The organism is Bifidobacterium sp. A11, assembly GCF_000499185.1.
GTDB classification, from domain to species: Bacteria; Actinomycetota; Actinomycetes; order Actinomycetales; family Bifidobacteriaceae; genus Bombiscardovia; species Bombiscardovia mizhiensis.
The window spans coordinates 379,212-396,396 of record NZ_AWUO01000001.1 but is presented as its reverse complement, the minus strand read 5'-3'; the positions used below and the strand labels follow the sequence as shown (position 1 = coordinate 396,396).

The following is a 17,185-nucleotide window of genomic DNA, read 5'->3' as shown; positions in this document are numbered from 1 at the left end:
ATGATTCCGGCCCTCCCCGCTCCAAGCGGGCGGGGGCCGGAATTCGTTTCCGACCCGGTTGCCATCATGATTTGACGGAACCATCGGTTAAGCTGGTCGGAGCAAGAAGGTGCGATGCACCGAGACCAACGCGCGGTCGCGTAGGGAGGGAACTTAGGTGAGGACGTTAATCCAGGCCTTCAAGACCAAGGAGCTGAGGAAGAAAATCTTCTTCGTTCTTGGCATCATCATCATCTATCGCATTGGGTCGTTCATACCTACCCCAGGCGTGGATTATCCTTCCGTGCAGAAGTGCATCACCACGGCCGGCAATGAGGACTTCATCGGTCTGGTCAACCTGTTCTCGGGCGGGGCTCTGCTGCAGCTGTCCATCTTCGCACTGGGCATCATGCCCTACATCACCGCATCCATCGTGGTGCAGTTGCTGCGCGTGGTCATTCCTCGCTTCGAGGCTCTGCACAAGGAGGGTCAGTCGGGCGAGGCCAAGCTGACCGAATATACCAGGTATCTGACCATCGGTTTGGCCGTGCTGCAGTCCACGACCATTCTGGTTACAGCCCGCAACGGTGCGCTCTTCAACGGGGCATGCCAGCAGCAGGTCATTCCCGACAGCTCCGTTTGGAATCTGGTGGTCATGGTCCTGATCATGACCGGCGGCACCGGTCTGATCATGTGGATGGCCGAGTTGATCACCGACAAGGGCATCGGTAACGGCATGTCCGTCCTGATCTTTATCTCCATCTGCTCCGGCTTCCTGCCCCAGCTCTGGAACATCGGCTGGGGGACCAACGGCAAGAACGGTGACTGGGTCAAATTCGGCATTGTGGTGACTGTTCTGGTGGTCATCCTGATTCTGGTCGACTACGTGGAGCTGGCACAGCGCCGCATCCCCGTCCAGTACACCAGAAGAATGATCGGCCGCAAGATGTACGGCGGATCCTCCACCTATCTGCCGCTCAAGATCAATATGTCAGGCGTGATTCCCCCTATTTTCGCCTCCTCTATTCTGGCTATTCCCACCCTTATCGCCCAGTTCGGCAAGTCCGATCAGAACTGGGTCAAGTGGATCAACGCCAACATGGCCAACACGACCTCGGTCTGGTACATCGTGCTCTATTCGGTCATGATCGTCTTCTTCTGCTTCTTCTACACCTCCATCACCTTCAACCCCGATGAGACGGCTGACAATATGAAGGAGTACGGCGGCTTCATCCCGGGTATCAGGGCCGGACGGGCCACCAGCCGGTACCTGTCATACGTGATGAACCGGCTGAACACGGTTGGAGCCATCTATCTGCTCTTCGTGGCCCTGATTCCCACGGTGCTGATCATGCTGCTGAAGATCAACTCCAAGCTACCCTTCGGCGGGACTACCATACTGATTATCGCCGGCGTCGGCCTGGACACCCTGCGCCAGGCCAGGGCGCAGACCGAGCAGTTCCAGTACACCGGTTTCCTGCTGGAGGGCGACCACAAGGAGGGCTGACCCTTCGGCCAGACACCTGCACGTGGTATCGATCCAAACAGCTTATGGTCCGACCCTGTCACTTGTTGGCATGGAGTCGGACCATTTTGTGTCAGGCCTGCGCCAGGAGGACAGTTCGTATGAGTTTGAGTGTGCTGAACCTGCTCTTGGACCGGGCAGACGCTAGCATACGGTAAAGAGGGTTCTGCGCGGTTTGGTCCGCCTAGGACTGTAGACCAAGAACATCAAACAAAGGATAGGGAATGGCACAGCGACTGTTGATCATGGGACCTCAAGGTGTAGGCAAGGGCACGCAGGCGGCCTTGCTCAGTAAACATTATGGGATTCCGGCCATATCCACTGGTGACATTTTCCGCTACAACCTGAAGAACGGAACCGAGCTGGGTAAGCAGGCCAAGGCCTACACCGACAAGGGCGAACTGGTTCCAGACGAGCTGACCAATAAGATTGTCAAGGACCGCTTGGGCATGGATGATGCCGCCCAGGGCTGGATTCTGGACGGCTACCCCCGTTCGGCATCCCAGGTCGAGGCGCTGGACGAGATGCTCAAAGAGCTCGGTACACCGCTGACAGCTGTGGTGGCTCTGGATGCCGACCATGAGGTGCTCATGCAGCGCATCGCCAAGCGTGCCAAGGAGGAGGGCCGGGCGGACGATACCCCCGAGGCCATCGCCAAGCGGCTGGATATCTATGCCAAAGAGACCGCCCCGCTGCTGAACACCTATAAGACCCGTGGCCTTCTGGTCGCAGTGGACGGCCAGGGTGAGATCGATCAGATATCCAAGAAGATCATCACTCAGCTTGACGAGCGTTAACTCATCACCTGTCAGGCGAGAGGCCTGTCACCCCTTGAATCAGACATTGCCAGATAAAAACCAAGATTAAGAGTGGCTGATTCGCAAGACCCTGATAAGGCTGGCTAAGGCAAAGAAGCTGCATGACCCAAGTGGCATGACAGCTTCTTTTTGTGGAGGGCGGAAATCCCTGCGCGTCCGCCCGACACTGGCGGACAGGGTGATAGCCTTGGTGCATTCAGACCCTCTGACGAGGGTATTGCATGTCGGTGATTGGCCGGGAAAATACAGAAACCAGTACAGTAACAGAAGAGGTCTACTTGAAGGGCTCTACGGCATCCGTGGTCAGATCGGATAAGCAGGAACCAGCGCGTCCAAAGCACACCATCCGAACCATTCTGCGCTCCCTGCGCGAATACCGGAAGGCCAGTTTTCTGGCTCCGGCCTTCGTTTTTCTGGAGAGCGTCCTCGAGATTGTGATCCCGACCATCATGGCCTCCCTGATTGACCAAGGGGTCTCGGGAAGGTCCATGCCGGCCATCTTCAAGTTCGGGCTGATATTGCTGGCCTGCTCGGCCGTCTCCCTGTTCTCCGGGTTCATGTCCGGAAGGTATGCGGCCATCGCCTCTTCCGGTCTGGCCAAGAATGTCCGCAGCGATCTGTTCGCCAAAGTGCAGTCCTTCAGCTTTACCAACATCGACCGCTTCTCAACGGGGTCCATCATCACCAGGCTGACCACCGATGTGACCAACCTGCAGAACGCCTATCAGATGGTGATCAGGGTCGGGGTCAGGGCGCCGATCATGGTCATCGTGGCCTGGCTCTTCTCTTATAGGATCTCCAGGCCCATATCCCTGGTCTTCCTGATCGCCATCCCCATCCTGGGCTTTGGCCTGATCGGTCTGTCCCTGCTGGTTCATCCCATCTTCGAGCGGGTCTTCCACACCTACGACCACCTCAACAATGTGGTGGATGAGAACCTTCAGGGCATCAGGGTGGTCAAGTCCTACAACCGGGAGGACTACGAGGAGCGCAAATTCAACGGTATCTCCCTGGCTATCTACCGTGCCTTCTGCAAGGCCGAGCGGATCATGAGCCTGAACCCGGCATTGCTGAACTTCTGTATTTACGCTTCTCTGCTGGTCATATCCTGGATGGGTGCCTCCCAGATTGTGGCATCCGGAAACAATGCTGCCCTGGGACTGACCACAGGCGATCTGACCGCCCTGGTCACCTATGCCATCCAGATCATGATGGCCATGAACATGGTCTCCATGATCGTGGTCATGGTCGTCATCTCCCAGGCTTCGGCAGAGCGCATCTGCCAGGTGCTGAATGAGGTCAGCACTGTGCATGATCCCGCCAAGCCGGTCATGAAGGTGGCCGACGGGTCCATCAGCTTCCAGGATGTGACATTCCGTTACTCGGAGCGATCCGAACGCCCTGTTCTGAGCCATATCAATCTGGACGTTCCCTCGGGCTCCACCCTGGGCATCGTGGGCGGGACCGGCTCCTCCAAATCCAGCCTGGTCCAGCTCATACCCCGTCTCTATGACGTGACGGAGGGGTCCCTCCAGGTGGGCGGTGTGGACGTACGCCAATACGACCTGACCGTCCTGCGCGACCAGGTGGCCATGGTGCTCCAGAAGAATGTCCTTTTCACCGGGACCATCGCCGAGAACCTGCGCTGGGGTAATCCTCAAGCCACGGACGAAGAGCTGGTGCGCGCCTGCACTCTGGCCCAGGCCGACGGTTTCGTGCGGGAGTTTCCCGACGGCTATCAGACCTACCTGGACGAGGGCGGCACCAACCTCTCTGGGGGCCAGCGACAGCGTCTGTGCATAGCGCGTGCCCTGCTGAAGAAGCCCGACATCCTGATTCTGGATGACTCTACCAGCGCCGTGGACACCAAGACCGACCAGCTGATCCGCCGGGCCTTCAGCCAGGAGATTCCCGACACCACCAAGATCATCATCTCTCAGCGCCTGGCCTCTGTGGAGGATGCCGACATGATCGTGGTCCTGGAGGAGGGCAGGATTCTCGACAAGGGCACCCACCAGGAGCTCCTGCGAACATGTCAGGAATACCGATCCATTTACGAATCACAGACCAGAAACCAGAGCGAGGAGGACAAGGATCATGAGTGACGGATCATTCAAGGATCGCAAGCCCCGTCTGGACAAAGCCGCGCCGGGAACGACCCGTCGCATCCTGCGCTACCTGCTGGCCTACCGCTGGCAGCTGGCGGTGATCGTGGTCTGCATCATCATCAGCGCCGGGGCCCAGGCGGCATCGGCCTTCTTCCTCCAACCGCTGATCGACCATTACATCCTGCCGCTGGTCGGAGCCGCCGATCCTGACTGGGGACCGCTCATGAGGACCCTGATTCTGATGGGCTGCCTCTATGCAGTGGGGACCTTCTGCTCCTGGTTCTGGAACTGGCTGATCGTCAAGGTGGAGCAGGGCACTTTGAAGACCATCCGCGACCAGATGTTCGCCCACCAGCAGGAGCTGCCCATCGGCTTCTTCGATACCCATGAGCACGGCGACACCATGAGCCGCTACACGAACGACACGGATACCCTCCGTCAGGCCATCTCCCAGTCCTTCCCGCAGATGGTCTCCTCGGTCCTGTCCGCCCTGGCAGCCTTGATCTCCATGCTCTGGCTCTCCATCCCCTTCACCGTTCTAACCCTGGTCTTCGCGGCGGTTCTGATTGTGGTGGTCCGGGTTCTGGTCACCCGAAGCGGTCGCTATTTCGTTCACCAGCAGCGCTATCTGGGCCAGGTGAACGCCTTCGTGGAAGAGGCTGTCAACGGACAGAAGGTCATCAAGGTCTTCAACCATGAGGATGCCACCGCCAAGGTCTTCGAGCAGAGGAACCAGGAGCTCTTCCAGGCTTCGGCCCAGGCCAACACCTACGGCAACGTCACCATGCCTGTCGTAGGCAACATGGGCTACCTGCTCTATGTCATCCTGGCCATCGTCGGAGGCCTGGCCGGCATCGCCGGCATGGGCAATGTAGGGCTGACCGGGGCAGGGCCGCTGACTCTGGGAACCATCGTCTCCCTCCTGACCCTTTCCCGCTCCTTCATCAACCCCATCGGCCAGGTCTCGATGCAATTCAACATGGTCATGATGGCCCTGGCCGGCGCCTCCAGAATCTTCGATCTGATGGACCAGCCTGTCGAGTCCGACCAGGGCACGGTCAGATTGGTCAGCGTCGAACTGGCCTCGGATGGGCGGACCATGACCCCCGTCGACCATGAGACAGGGCACTGGGCCTGGAAGCGTGAGGCCGATGACGACGGCAGGCGCTCGCTGGAGGCCGCCATGAAGCTACCCGGCGATGCGCGCGATGTGGCTCTGAAGGCCAAGGACCAGGCCATCACCTCCCCCGATGGCCGATACACCCTCCTCCAGGGGGATGTGCGATTCACCGATGTCAGCTTCGGGTATGACCCGAGCAAGCCTGTTCTGCACGACATCACCTGGTTTGCCAAGCCCGGGCAGAAGGTGGCTTTGGTCGGCGCCACGGGGGCCGGCAAGACCACGATCACCAACCTTATCAACCGTTTCTACGATATTCAGCAGGGGCAGATCCTTTATGACGGGATCGATGTGAGGAACATCCGCAAGCCTGACCTCCGCCGCTCCCTGGGCATCGTCCTTCAGGATGTCAACCTCTTCACGGGCACCGTCCTGGACAACATCCGCTACGGGCGCCTGGATGCCACGGACAAGGAGTGCATCGAAGCTGCCAGGATGACCAACGCCGACAGCTTCATCCGCATGCTGCCCCAGGGCTACCAGACCGTTCTTGAGGGCGACGGAAGCGGACTGTCCCAGGGTCAGCGCCAGCTGATATCCATTGCCAGGGCGGCGGTGGCCGATCCTCCGGCCATGATCCTTGACGAAGCCACTTCCTCAATCGACACACGCACCGAGGAGGTGGTCCAGCAGGGCATGGACGCATTGATGCGCGGCCGAACGGTCTTCGTCATCGCCCACCGGCTCTCCACGGTCCGAAACTCCGATGTGATCATGGTCCTGGATCACGGACGGATCATCGAGCGCGGCAATCATGATGAGCTGATAGCCAGGCATGGCGAGTACTACCAGCTCTACACCGGAGCCCTGGAACTGGAGTAGGGCTCTCCTGAATTGCCGAACCTTGGGAGAAGGCACCGATAGTTTGCGATTCGGCAATAAGCAAAACCAGTGGGGTGGGGGCGGCACATGACTGATGCTCCCGCCCCTACGCATAGCTGATGGCTTGCTAAGTTCAATCCCCATCCGAGCTACTGGTATCCCCATGAAAAGAAGGGCCTGACCTGCAAATTCAGCAGGTCAGGCCCTTTATGAATAGGAATCAGGTTCGATCTCAGAGGATGCCCTGGGCCACCATGGCATCGGCCACCTTGGTGAAGCCGGCCACGTTGGCGCCCAGCATCAGGTCGCCTTCATGCCCGTATTCCTTGGAGGCCTGGTAGGACTTCTGGAAGATTCCAGTCATGATGTCCTTCAGCCGCTGATCCACCTCGTCGAAGGTCCACTGCAGGCGCAGGGAGTTCTGGCTCATCTCCAGGCCGGAGACGGCCACGCCGCCGGCATTGGCGGCCTTGGCGGGCCCGTAGAGCACCTTGTTATCCTGGTAGACCTGGATGGCCTCGGGGGTAGAAGGCATGTTGGCGCCCTCGCAGACCACGGTGCATCCGTTGGCGACCAGGGTCTTTGCGGATTCCTCGTCGATTTCGTTCTGCGTGGCGCAAGGCAGGGCGATGTCGCAGGGCACGGTCCAGACGCCCTTGCAGCCCTCGTGGTATTCAGCGGAGTCCACGCGGTCCGCATACTCGCGAATTCGGCCGCGGTGGCCCAGTTTGATGTCCTTGACCACGTCGAGGTCAATCCCATTGGGGTCATAAACGTAGCCGTTGGAGTCGGATGCCGTTACCACCTTGGCGCCCAGCTGTTGGGCCTTTTCGGTGGCGAAGATGGCCACGTTGCCCGAACCGGAGATGACGACGGTCTTGCCCTGGAAAGAATCCTTGCGCAGCGTCTGCAGGGCCTCCTGGGTGTAGTAGCACAGGCCATATCCCGTGGCCTCGGTCCTGGCCAGGGAGCCGCCGAAGGTCAGGTCCTTGCCGGTCAGGACACCCGAGTACTCGTCGCGAATTCTCTTGTACTGGCCGAACAGGTAGCCGATCTCGCGGGATCCTACGTTGATGTCGCCGGCGGGCACATCGGTGAACTGTCCGATGTGGCGCTGCAGCTCGGTCATGAAGGCCTGGCAGAAGCGCATGACCTCGGCATCCGAGCGGCCCTTGGGGTCGAAGTCAGATCCGCCCTTGGCGCCACCCATGGGCAGACCGGTCAGCGAATTCTTCAGAATCTGCTCGAATCCCAGGAACTTGATGACCGACTCGGTCACGGTCGGATGGAAGCGCAGGCCGCCCTTGTAGGGGCCGATGGCCGAATTGAATTGGATCCGGTAGCCGCGGTTGACCTGAACGTGGCCCTGATCGTCGGTCCAGGCCACACGGAACTTGACTGCACGTTCGGGCTCGACCAGGCGCTCCAGCACGCCATTGGCCTCATACTCGGGATGCCGCTCCACCACGGGTTCCAGGCTGGAGAAAACTTCGCGAACAGCCTGCAGGAATTCCGGCTGGTCGCCGTCGCGCTTCTCAACCTGCTGGTATACGCGCTTGATGTATTCGTTGGTGAGCATCTGAGCTCCTTTGACTAGGAATGGCCGGTCCGTCCGGTCCACATGCGATTGGGTCCGCCCTCAAGAGCCTGCGGGGGCTGGCGGAATCTTATCCTATGGTAAATGCCTCAAAGTTACGTCACAAGAATTCTGGTTCGTAATGTCTGACATGTGGTCATTGAAGGCCCGAAGAATGAGAGGGCGAGAAGCGCAAGCAGGGCTACTGTCAAAAGTTGAGTCTATGTGACTCAACTTTTATTCCTTGGGTGAACATCGGGCATGAAACCCCGGGCCTGCGGTTTGGACAAAGTGAAGGGCAGGGAGCCCGGGAGGACAGGTCAGGATGTCCACCTGGGGTTCCGGTCCGCAGAAACTATGACTTAGAGAATCAGGAGATGTGATTATGGCTATGTTTCCCGCATTGATGAACAATTCGATCTTCGGTGACTTCTTCGACGATCCCTTCTTCAACAACTGGCGTGACGGGCGTCGGCAGGGCCAGGGCGCCAAGAACGCGCTGAACAGCCCCTTGATGAACACGGATGTGCGTGAGAAGGATGGACAGTACCAGCTCTCCATCGACATGCCCGGCTTCGACAAGAAGGACATCGGCCTGCGTCTGGAGGACGGCTACCTGATTGTCTCCGCCCAGAAGAACGGCGACCAGGGTGACAAGGATGACCAGGGACGGTGGATTCGGCGTGAGCGTTACACCGGATCCTGCTCACGTAGCTTCTACGTTGGTGACAAGGTCCGCCAGGAGGACATTCATGCCCACTATGCCAACGGCACCCTGGAGGTGACTCTGCCCAAGATCAGCATCGAACCTGCTGACAATACGCAGAAAATCGCCATCGAAGACTGAGGGACTCGGATCCGTAACGGACCGCCTGAATGACTGCTATACTGATTGAGCGGCAGCCGTCCAGACGGCCCTTTTGTCGTGTCAACACGCTATTGCCCAATTCTGGGTCTACTCATGCTATACTTACCATTTGGCGTGTCTTTCGACGCGCTGTGTAACCGGCCGAGGATCGGATAGAAGGCTTATGGCAAAAGATGGTGTGATCGAGGTGGAAGGGCGTGTGGTCGAGGCTCTCCCGAATGCGATGTTCCGCGTCGAGCTCGAGAACAAGCACCTGGTGCTGGCCACCATTTCCGGCAAGATGCGTAAGAACTACATTCGCATTCTGCCCCAGGATCGGGTGGTGCTCGAAATGAGTCCCTACGATCTGAACCGCGGACGGATTACGTACCGGTACAAGTAACAAGGTACACAAGCAAAGGAAAACCATGAAGGTCAGCCCTAGTGTGAAGAGAATCTGCGAGAACTGCCGCGTGATTCGTCGTCACGGCCGCGTCATGGTGATCTGCAAAAACCCACGCCATAAGCAGCGCCAGGGCTGAGCGGATTCCCAGCGGCAACGAACACCAAAGGCGCTGAGTCACAGCCGACAGGCTGAACCCCGGGTGCGCAGGCCCGGGCCGGGAGACCGGAAGACTCGGTGCACGACCTGCGTAGAACAAAAAAGGAATCGCAATGGCACGTCTTGCCGGAGTCGACATCCCCAACGAGAAGCGCATAGAGATAGCCCTCACCTACATTTTCGGTGTTGGGCGTACCCGCGCCAAGGAAACACTTGCCGCGACCGGAGTGAATCCGGACACCCGCGTCAAGGATCTCACGGATGAGCAGCTCATTACGCTGCGTGATTACCTCGAAGGCAACTATAAGATCGAGGGTGATCTGCGTCGTGAGATCGACGCTGATATTCGCCGTAAGATCCAGATCAATTGCTATCAGGGCCAGCGCCACCGCAGGGGTCTGCCCGTGCGTGGTCAGCGGACCAAGACCAACGCCCGCACCCGTAAGGGACCCAAGCGCACCGTCGCCGGAAAGAAGAAGGCGACCAAGTAAGGCCGAATGCGAAGCGGGGATGAGGGTCCCCGATGAATCGCACTAGCAATCAGTTATTCGTGACAAGGAAACGAGGATCAATGGCAGCAGCAAAGCAGGCCGCGCGCAAGCCTCGTCGTCGGGATCGCAAGTCGGTTCCGGTCGGGCAGGCGCATATCAAGTCAACATTCAACAACACCATCATCTCCATCACCGATCCTTCCGGTGCTGTAGTGGCCTGGGCTTCAGGCGGCGACGTAGGCTTCAAGGGCTCCCGCAAGTCCACTCCTTATGCAGCGGGCATGGCCGCCGAATCCGCAGCCCGCAAGGCCATGGAGCATGGGGTCAAGAAGGTGGATGTCTTCGTCAAGGGCCCGGGTTCGGGCCGCGAGACCGCCATCCGCTCCCTGCAGTCCGCAGGCCTGGAGGTCGGTTCCATCTCTGATGTGACCCCACAGGCACACAATGGCGTTCGTCCTCCCAAGCGCCGTCGCGTCTGAGCACTAAAAAACCCATGAATCCACCCGCGAAGACCGGTGAGTGCACCACCGGTTGGAGCTGAAAGGATAGCAACAGTGCTTATTGCACAGCGTCCGACTCTTACTGAAGAAGTCGTCAATGCCCAGCGCTCCCGTTTCACCATCGAGCCGCTGGAGCCCGGATTCGGGTACACCCTGGGCAACTCCCTGCGTCGTACCCTGCTGAGCTCCATACCCGGTGCGGCTGTGACCTCGGTCCGCATCTCGGGTGCCCTGCACGAGTTCACCACGCTGCCTGGTGTGGAGGAGGACGTCACTGAGATCCTGCTCAACATCAAGGGCATCGTGCTGACCAGCGAGTACGACGAGCCTGTGGTCATGTATTTGCGCAAGAGCGGCAAGGGCGAAGCCACCGCCGGGGACATCACCCCGCCGGCCGGTGTCACCGTGGCCAATCCTGATCTGCATATCGCGACCCTGGCCGAGGATGGCGAGTTGGAGATCGAGTTTACGGTGGAGCGTGGGCGTGGATACGTCCAGGCCCAGCTCAACAAGCAGGACAACGATGAGATTGGCCGCATCCCGGTCGATTCCATCTACTCTCCAGTACTCAAGGTCAGCTACAAGGTCGAGGCCACCCGTGTCGAGCAGCGCACGGATTTTGACAAGTTGATCCTGGATGTGGAGACCAAGCCGGCCATCTCGCCGCGTGACGCGGTGGCATCCGCCGGGTCGACCCTGGTTGAACTCTTCGGCCTCTGCCGCGAGCTCAACACCCAGGCTGAGGGCGTGGAGGTCGGACCCGAGCCTGTGGTGGAAGAAGCCGATCCGCAGATGTCCGTGCCGATTGAGGATCTGAACCTGACGCAGCGTTCCTACAACTGCCTCAAGCGCGAGGGAATCCACACCATCGGCGAGCTGGTCTCGCACACCGAGCAGGATCTGCTGGACATTCGCAACTTCGGCATGAAGTCCATCGACGAAGTCAAGGAGAAGCTTGAGGGCATGGGGCTGTCGCTGAAGGCCTCCCCGCTGGGCTTCGACACCAATAATCTCGAGGGGGGCACCTTCTTCTCGCCTGACGACGAGTGAGAGGCCGCAGCCTTCGTATGAGTGGGCGAGGGGAAGGGTTCCTTTGCCTGCTGACAGCAATTCCGGGAAGTCGGATGTTCGGGCGTATGCCCACCTGTCCTCCCGGGCCGTAAGGAGATAATCCAATGCCAAAACCTAGCAAGGGCCCACGTCTGGCCTCCAGCCCGGCACACGAGCGGCTGATGCTGGCCAACATGGCCACCAGCCTCTTTGCCAACGGCCGTATCACGACCACTCTGCCCAAGGCCAAGCGCCTGCGTCCCCTGGCTGAGCGTCTGATCACCTTCGCCAAGCGTGGGGATCTGCCTGCCCGCCGTCGTGTCATGCGTGTCATCCGTGACAAGTCTGTGGTCCACATCCTGTTCACGCAGATCGCCGAGCAGATGCAGCAGCGTGAGGGTGGCTACACCCGCATCACCAAGATCGCGCCCCGCCGTGGAGACAACTCCCCACAGGCCGTGATCGAGCTGGTCACCGAGCCTCTGTCGGCCAAGAAGGCCGTAGTCAAGGAGGCTGAGTCCGCAGCCAAGGTGGCTGCCAAAGACGACAATGCCGAGGTGGCAGCAGCCACCGATGCCGCTGTAGCCGAAGGCGCTGCCAAGGATGCCGTCGACCAGGCTGTCGAGGCCAATGAATCCGATCAGGACGTGGCCCAGGCTGACCAGGCCGCTGAGGATCTGGAACAGACCGCCGACAAGGCGGATCAGGCCGAAGCCCAGGCTGAGGAAGATGCCGACGTGGCTGAGGATGCCGAGAAGTCTGCCGAGTAATCGGTTATTGCATTCGATGACGGGGTCGGGGAGCATGGCTCTCCGGCCCCGTTTGTCATTGCTGCCAGGGAGGTCTTGATGGAAGGTCAGGAGGGGAAGATGTCCCTTGTCAGGCTGCGCATGGATCTGGCCTATGACGGTGGCGGCTTCCACGGCTGGGCCCGGCAGCCAGGGCTTCGCACGGTCCAAGGTTGCATCGAGCAGGCCCTGTCTCTGATCACCGGAGCCCGCGGCTCACAAGGCGGAGTTCCTCATAACCACGACGTCTGGGAACCAAGACTGGTCGTGGCTGGTAGGACCGACACCGGGGTTCACGCATCCCACCAGGTGGCTCACCTGGACATTCCCGATCTTGTGCTCGAGTCCTGCAGGGGCCATATGGAGGTCGATGGTGTTGAGGCCCTGGAACGCCGCCTCCGGCACCTGCTGCCTGCTGACATCGTTCTGCTCGGTCTCAGATTGGCCCCAGCGGGTTTCGATGCCCGCTTTTCTGCCCTGGAACGCACCTATCTGTATCGAGTCAGCCAGGGGGGTCAGCCAGGGGATCCTCGCATGCGAGGCTTTGTGCTGAATCTGGAGGGAAGCCTGGATCTGCGAGCTATGAACGAGGCTGCAGCGGAGTGCATCGGGCTGCATGACTTTGGGTCTTTCGCCAGGCCAAACCCCGGCGGCACGACCATCCGCAAGGTCCTGGCTGCACACTGGGATCTGGTTCCGACTGCGAATCTGTTCGGTACTGCTCCGGACCAGAGCGTCGTCGGATACCTTCCGGCTTTCATGGAATCCGGGCTGACCGTCTTTCGGATCGTAGCTGATGCATTTGCCCATAATATGGTCCGGTCACTGGTTGCAGCCTGCATTCAGGTGGGCCTGGGACGCCGGTCCGTGCAATGGTTTGCCGACAAGGTAGCCCACCCCCTGCGCGAGGGTTCCACCGGTCCCATAGATGCCCGGGGCCTGACCCTGGAGCATGTGGCCTACCCGCCTGATGACCAGCTGGCTGAACGGGCGCAGGCCATCCGGGCCCGCCGTACACTATGACCCTCTGACTGTTCTTGGTAACCGTTGACTGCGCCACGCCGCTTGCCAGGTAGGGACTCTGTGGCATAATAGAAAAGTTGTTGTTCGGCAGTGTCGGGCAACGACCATGGTTGAGTGTCCGAGCGGTCTAAGGAGCACGCCTCGAAAGCGTGTGAGGGCAACTCCCTCCGCGAGTTCGAATCTCGCCTCAACCGCCCTCACTGGTCCCGGCCCGACGGTCGGGGCCTTTTTTCGTATACTGTCTGTTAATGGCATGTGCATGAATAAAGATATAGGGGCTCATGCCTTCCTGCTGAAGGAGGTCCTTTGGTCGGCATCAAGGACGTGGCCGCTCTGGCGGGAGTTTCCATAAGTACTGTTTCCTATGTATTCTCGGGCAAACGACCTGTAAGCGACGCGACGAAGATCAGGGTTCTCAAAGCAGTCCAGCAATAGGATTACCACCCCGGATCAGGGGCTGCCATGCTCCGCAGGGACCGCAGAACCCATCTGATCGTGCTGAGCTCGCCAATGCATCCCTATACCGACTATTCGAACTACGCCACCTTTTTCTTCGCCGTGGTTGCCAGGGCCAGACACTACCACTACAACGTGGTCCTTTTGATGGATGAAGACGATACTGACGAACTCCTTCGAATGTCATACAGTGGCATGATCGATGGCGTCCTTCTGTTGGATGTGACCATGGAGGACCCACGTGTGGCCCAGGCCCATACTTCTCTGGTGCCCTACGTCTCTATAGGCTATGCCAGGAATCCAACTAACCTGATTTCCGTTGATGTCGATTTTCGTGACATGGGCCGGCGCGCCGTCGATGAGTTCTATCGGATGGGCCATCGGCATCTGCTCATGGTCGGAGCCAACAGTCAGTCCTATGAGCAAGGTTCCAACTTCCTGGTTCGGACCAAAAAGGCTGTCATAGACAGGGCCCAGGTGCTGGGTATGAAGATGACTTTCCTGTGCTCCACTGGCGACGACGCCAGGCACGTCAGTCAATTGATCGATCAGGCTTTTCGGTTGGACCCGGAGATCACGGCGATCATGGCCCAGACCAGCATCAGCCACATGAACAACATCATTGTTGCGCTGTCAAAACGAGGGCTTTCGATTCCGAAGAATATTTCCATGCTGGCTTTAAGCACCTTCGGCAACGCTTCCGTTCTCGAACGTCCTCTTGACGAGATTCCCATGATGCCGCATGAAACATGTTCTCGTGGGGTGGACATGCTGATGGAGTGTTTGGAGTGCCTTGGGAAAAAGCCGGGAACAGTGGAGCTGATGCGTTCCAACTATAAACGCAGGGGATCTGTTGGCCCAGTCCGGCCACATAACTAAGGGCCGTATGCGATTGCTATGGCGCCCAGGCCGCCACATTGGCGGAAAACGGGAGCCTCGGTAGCGTCATAGCTTATCGAAAAACATCGAAATACTATGTCAATTATAGTCAAATCATTAAATTAACAAATGGTTGTCCAATAAGGAGAATCGTCAAGCGATGAAGCTAGGAAAAGAGGAGCGATGAAGTTTCCCCGGAGAATCATGGCAGCTGTTACGGCTGTGGCAAGTCTGGCGGGCATCATGGCCTTATCCGGATGCGGCGGCAGTGACAGCGCCCAAGAGGAGCATCCTGATTCCATCAAGATCTGGTATTACGAGGAGGATAACGGCGCCCAGGGCAAGGCTTGGAAGCAGGCCATTGCTGATTTTCAGAAGAAGACCGGTATCAAGGTCAACTTCGAGAAGAAGACCTTCGAGCAAATCAGACAAAACGCCAGCCAGATCCTCAACTCTGATGACGCCCCAGATGTGATGGAGTACAACAAAGGCAACGCCACTGCGGGCCTGCTTTCAAGCCAGGGCCTGCTGTCCAACCTCAACGACTACGTCAAGAAATACCAATGGAACAAGAAGATCACCGGATCCTTGGCGGTCCCAGGCAGGTATGACGAGAAGGGCGTCATGGGATCCGGCGACTGGTATGGCATCACCACCTATGGCGAGGAGGTGATGATGTACTACAACAAGGACATGTTCGACAAGTACGGCATCGCCATACCGAAGACCATGTCCGAATTGGAGCAGGCCATGCAAAAGTTCAAGGACAACGGCGTCACAGCCTTGTCCGAGGGCGTGGCTGAATACCCGCTCCAACATCTCTGGTGGCAGTTGGTCCTGCAAAAAGCCGACCAGCGCTTGATTGACGCCTATCAGCGCTACGACGGCAAGGTGGACTGGCAAGGCCCGGCCATGACCTATGCCACTGATACCATCAAGGACTGGGTCAACAAGGGTTACATCAGCAAAGACTCGACGGGGCTTAAAGCCGAGGATGCAGGACAGAACTTCATGAAGGGGACCTATCCTATGCTGTTCTCGGGCTCTTGGTGGTTCGGACGTTTCCAAAGCGACATTCCCAACGTCAATTGGGAGGTCGGCCTCTTCCCTGAAACCAAGAAGATTCCCGGGGGTTCCGGCAACATCTGGGTGATTCCAGAGCGTTCCAAGAAAAAGGACGCCGCTGCGAAGTTCATCGACATGACGCTGAGCAAAGAGAATCAGAACCTGATGGGCAACTCTGGCGGATTGCCCATTGCGGCAGATCCTGCCCAGATAAGCGATCCCAAGAGCAAGGAGCTGATCGCCGGCTTCAACCAGGTCATCAAGGATGATCGTCTGGGCTACTATCTGGACTGGCCGACCTCAACCTTCTATGACGAGCTCAATGCGGGTCTGCAGGAGCTGGTCAATGGCACCAAGGACACCAAGGCCGTGCTTACGGAGCTTCAGGGCAAGTATGACAAAGGCGTCGAGACCTCCGGTCTCAAGAAGTAGTCAAACCACAGGCCGACGACTGCGTTCTTGATCGCGTAGCCGTCGGCCTCCGCCTCGCTGCTATCTGCAGCGGGCCCTGATAGACACATTTTCAGGCTGAGGAGAAACGAACAATGGGATCTCGAAGTGCAAATCCTGCACCGGTCGCTGCCAAGACCGATGAGGAACGCGGGATGTCCAGGATACCGGGCAATCCCTCAAATCGATTCTGGTGGTATCTGATACCGGGGTTGCTGGTTCTTTTATGGATCATCATCGTGCCGGCAATCTGGAACATTTATTTAAGCTTTACCAACTACCGTGGGATACGGCCTCCGCGGTGGATCGGGATTGACAACTGGTCGCGGCTGATCAGGGATGCTACATTCTGGGCTTCTTTCCGCAACTCCATCTGGATGATCGTGGCCATGGTCGTCATCCCCATTCTGATCGGCTTGATTCTGGCCTCGCTGGTCTTCGATGTGGTCCAAAAACGGTTTGGAGCCAAGACCGCTTCAACCATGCGCGCTGTTTACTACTTCCCTCAGCTCCTGCCTATCTCGGTGGCGGCTCTGGTCATGGGCTGGATCTTCCGACCTGAAAACGGCGCTCTCAATGCCATACTCAAAGGGCTTGGGCTGGGACGTTTTCAGCATAACTGGCTGGGATCGCCCGATACCGCCTTGATATTCCTGATGATCATCATGATTTGGATCCAGCTGGGTTATCCCCTGGTCATATTCATGTCCGGTCTGCAGCGTGTCGATCCTGAGCTCTACGAAGCGGCGAGTCTGGACGGGGCCAATTGGTGGCAGCGGTTCAAAGTCATTACCCTGCCGGCAATCAAGCCGGAAATCTTCGTGGTAGCCCTGACCTGCACCATTGCAGCCTTGAAGGTTTTCGCTCCGGTGTACATGCTGACCAAGGGAGGGCCGGGCGACAGCACCATCGTGCCCTCATACTATTCGTACACGCAGTTCTTCCAATCTCAACAGGTCGGCTATGGCGCCGCCATATCCACGGCTCTGACCATCGTGATCATCGTGATCTCTGTCGTTTTCACCAACGTCCAGCAGCGGGTCGAGCAAGAGGACGAGGAGTAACA

Annotated in this window: 17 protein-coding genes and 1 tRNA gene; 17 read left to right on the top strand and 1 reads right to left on the bottom strand. The window is 58.5% G+C overall.

What is annotated here, in order from left to right; translation table 11 throughout:
• Positions 1-157: 157 nt before the first annotated feature.
• The 4 genes from secY to P273_RS0101680 all read left to right on the top strand — a co-directional run bounded on the left by secY (position 158) and on the right by P273_RS0101680 (position 6,432).
• Positions 158-1,486 (top strand): preprotein translocase subunit SecY, encoded by a 1,329-nt coding sequence (gene secY / locus P273_RS0101695; RefSeq protein ID WP_024626782.1) that lies wholly within the window; start codon positions 158-160, stop codon positions 1,484-1,486.
• 242 nt (positions 1,487-1,728) lie between these two features.
• Positions 1,729-2,301 (top strand): adenylate kinase, encoded by a 573-nt coding sequence (locus P273_RS0101690; protein ID WP_024626781.1) that lies wholly within the window; start codon positions 1,729-1,731, stop codon positions 2,299-2,301.
• 242 nt (positions 2,302-2,543) lie between these two features.
• On the top strand, positions 2,544-4,427 hold the full coding sequence (locus P273_RS0101685) for an ABC transporter ATP-binding protein (protein ID WP_253269550.1): 1,884 nt from the start codon (positions 2,544-2,546) through the stop codon (positions 4,425-4,427).
• On the top strand, positions 4,417-6,432 hold the full coding sequence (locus P273_RS0101680) for an ABC transporter ATP-binding protein (protein WP_024626779.1): 2,016 nt from the start codon (positions 4,417-4,419) through the stop codon (positions 6,430-6,432). Before P273_RS0101685 ends, P273_RS0101680 begins: the two co-directional genes overlap by 11 nt.
• Before the next feature lie 232 nt (positions 6,433-6,664).
• On the opposite strand, the gene gdhA is transcribed toward P273_RS0101680, so the two are convergent.
• Positions 6,665-8,011, bottom strand: a complete 1,347-nt coding sequence (gdhA, locus tag P273_RS0101675; RefSeq protein ID WP_024626778.1) for an NADP-specific glutamate dehydrogenase — start codon at positions 8,009-8,011, stop codon at positions 6,665-6,667.
• A gap of 382 nt (positions 8,012-8,393) precedes the next feature.
• Between gdhA and P273_RS0101670 the strand changes: the two genes are divergently transcribed.
• The 13 genes from P273_RS0101670 to P273_RS0101620 all read left to right on the top strand — a co-directional run bounded on the left by P273_RS0101670 (position 8,394) and on the right by P273_RS0101620 (position 17,183).
• Complete coding sequence (locus P273_RS0101670) at positions 8,394-8,855, top strand: Hsp20/alpha crystallin family protein (RefSeq protein WP_024626777.1); 462 nt, start codon at positions 8,394-8,396, stop codon at positions 8,853-8,855.
• Positions 8,856-9,039: 184 nt separating this feature from the next.
• Positions 9,040-9,258, top strand: a complete 219-nt coding sequence (infA, locus tag P273_RS0101665; RefSeq protein WP_015022331.1) for a translation initiation factor IF-1 — start codon at positions 9,040-9,042, stop codon at positions 9,256-9,258.
• A 25-nt stretch (positions 9,259-9,283) separates the two neighbouring features.
• Positions 9,284-9,397, top strand: coding sequence for a 50S ribosomal protein L36 (gene rpmJ / locus P273_RS09755; RefSeq protein ID WP_015022330.1), 114 nt, complete (start codon positions 9,284-9,286; stop codon positions 9,395-9,397).
• Positions 9,398-9,530: 133 nt separating this feature from the next.
• Complete coding sequence (gene rpsM / locus P273_RS0101660) at positions 9,531-9,908, top strand: 30S ribosomal protein S13 (RefSeq protein WP_015022329.1); 378 nt, start codon at positions 9,531-9,533, stop codon at positions 9,906-9,908.
• Between the two features lie 80 nt (positions 9,909-9,988).
• Positions 9,989-10,387: a 30S ribosomal protein S11 gene (gene rpsK / locus P273_RS0101655; protein WP_015022328.1), complete on the top strand. Its 399-nt coding sequence runs from the start codon at positions 9,989-9,991 to the stop codon at positions 10,385-10,387.
• Between the two features lie 75 nt (positions 10,388-10,462).
• Positions 10,463-11,458, top strand: coding sequence for a DNA-directed RNA polymerase subunit alpha (locus P273_RS0101650; protein WP_015022327.1), 996 nt, complete (start codon positions 10,463-10,465; stop codon positions 11,456-11,458).
• Positions 11,459-11,583: 125 nt separating this feature from the next.
• Positions 11,584-12,228, top strand: coding sequence for a 50S ribosomal protein L17 (gene rplQ / locus P273_RS0101645; protein WP_024626776.1), 645 nt, complete (start codon positions 11,584-11,586; stop codon positions 12,226-12,228).
• Positions 12,229-12,327: 99 nt separating this feature from the next.
• Positions 12,328-13,269, top strand: coding sequence for a tRNA pseudouridine(38-40) synthase TruA (locus P273_RS0101640; RefSeq protein ID WP_024626775.1), 942 nt, complete (start codon positions 12,328-12,330; stop codon positions 13,267-13,269).
• Positions 13,270-13,377: 108 nt separating this feature from the next.
• Positions 13,378-13,463: transfer RNA gene (locus P273_RS0101635), tRNA-Ser, on the top strand.
• Positions 13,464-13,593: 130 nt separating this feature from the next.
• Positions 13,594-13,704 (top strand): LacI family DNA-binding transcriptional regulator, encoded by a 111-nt coding sequence (locus P273_RS10200; protein ID WP_301280162.1) that lies wholly within the window; start codon positions 13,594-13,596, stop codon positions 13,702-13,704.
• A gap of 27 nt (positions 13,705-13,731) precedes the next feature.
• Positions 13,732-14,604, top strand: a complete 873-nt coding sequence (locus P273_RS09190; protein WP_051354082.1) for a substrate-binding domain-containing protein — start codon at positions 13,732-13,734, stop codon at positions 14,602-14,604.
• A 204-nt stretch (positions 14,605-14,808) separates the two neighbouring features.
• Positions 14,809-16,101 (top strand): ABC transporter substrate-binding protein, encoded by a 1,293-nt coding sequence (locus tag P273_RS0101625; protein ID WP_253269549.1) that lies wholly within the window; start codon positions 14,809-14,811, stop codon positions 16,099-16,101.
• A 113-nt stretch (positions 16,102-16,214) separates the two neighbouring features.
• A complete protein-coding gene (locus P273_RS0101620) occupies positions 16,215-17,183 on the top strand; it encodes a carbohydrate ABC transporter permease (protein WP_024626773.1) in 969 nt (322 codons plus the stop codon).
• Positions 17,184-17,185: the final 2 nt, after the last annotated feature.